The organism is Xenorhabdus thuongxuanensis (assembly GCF_001908095.1).
GTDB classification, from domain to species: Bacteria; Pseudomonadota; Gammaproteobacteria; order Enterobacterales; family Enterobacteriaceae; genus Xenorhabdus; species Xenorhabdus thuongxuanensis.
This window is the reverse complement of the sequence record NZ_MKGR01000103.1, coordinates 1-680: the sequence shown is the minus strand read 5'-3', so window position 1 is coordinate 680 and position 680 is coordinate 1. Positions and strand designations below refer to the sequence as shown.

Below are 680 nucleotides of genomic sequence, written 5' to 3'. Positions count from 1 at the left end.
ACCCGCTATGCGGGTGGAGTTCAAGGGTTATACCAAGAAAAACACCTTTCCGTTACGATATAGATGTTCAAGCTAATATACGTAACTTAAATAAGGAAAGGTGTTTATGGGAATTAAAGCACAAAGCTCAGCGCATACAAAGTGGCTGTGTAAATACCATATCGTCTTTTCGCCGAAATATAGACGAAAAGTCATCTTCAATAGTATCCGTTCAAGTATAGGTGAGATCCTACGAAACCTTTGCAAGTACAAAGGAGTCGAAATAATCGAAGGGCATTTAATGCCAGATCATGTTCATATGCTCGTGAGTATCCCCCCGAAAATAAGTGTTTCCAGTTTTATGGGGTACTTAAAAGGTAAAAGCTCGTTGATGATATTTGATAAACATGCCAATTTAAAATACAAATTTGGCAACCGGAAGTTTTGGTCGGAAGGCTACTACGTTAGCACAGTGGGGCTGAATGAAGCTACAATCCGTAAATATATCAGAGAGCAAGAAAAGTCAGATTTACTTCAGGATAAATTAAGTACACGAGAGTATAACGACCCCTTCAAGGGGTAAGCCAAAGAAGCAAAGACACTTAGCTTGAACGAAGAGAAAGCCGCGTCATTTAGGCGCAGTCGGTAACATGCCCTTATAGGGCTAGAGCAAACCACCCGCTATGCGGGTGGTTCTGATT

1 protein-coding gene is annotated in these 680 nt (G+C 41.0%); it reads left to right on the top strand.

Annotated features, from left to right (window positions below; genetic code table 11):
• The first annotated feature begins 106 nt into the window (after window positions 1-106).
• Window positions 107-562 carry an IS200/IS605 family transposase gene (gene tnpA, locus Xentx_RS18240; RefSeq protein WP_074021889.1) on the top strand — a complete coding sequence of 152 codons (456 nt, stop codon included), beginning with the start codon at window positions 107-109 and terminating at the stop codon, window positions 560-562.
• The last annotated feature ends 118 nt before the right edge of the window (window positions 563-680 follow it).

What these genes read in the sequence shown, in the direction of transcription:
- tnpA (WP_074021889.1), top strand. Translation starts at nt 107, where the DNA reads ATGGGAATTAAAGCACAAAGCTCAGCGCATACAAAGTGGCTGTGTAAA.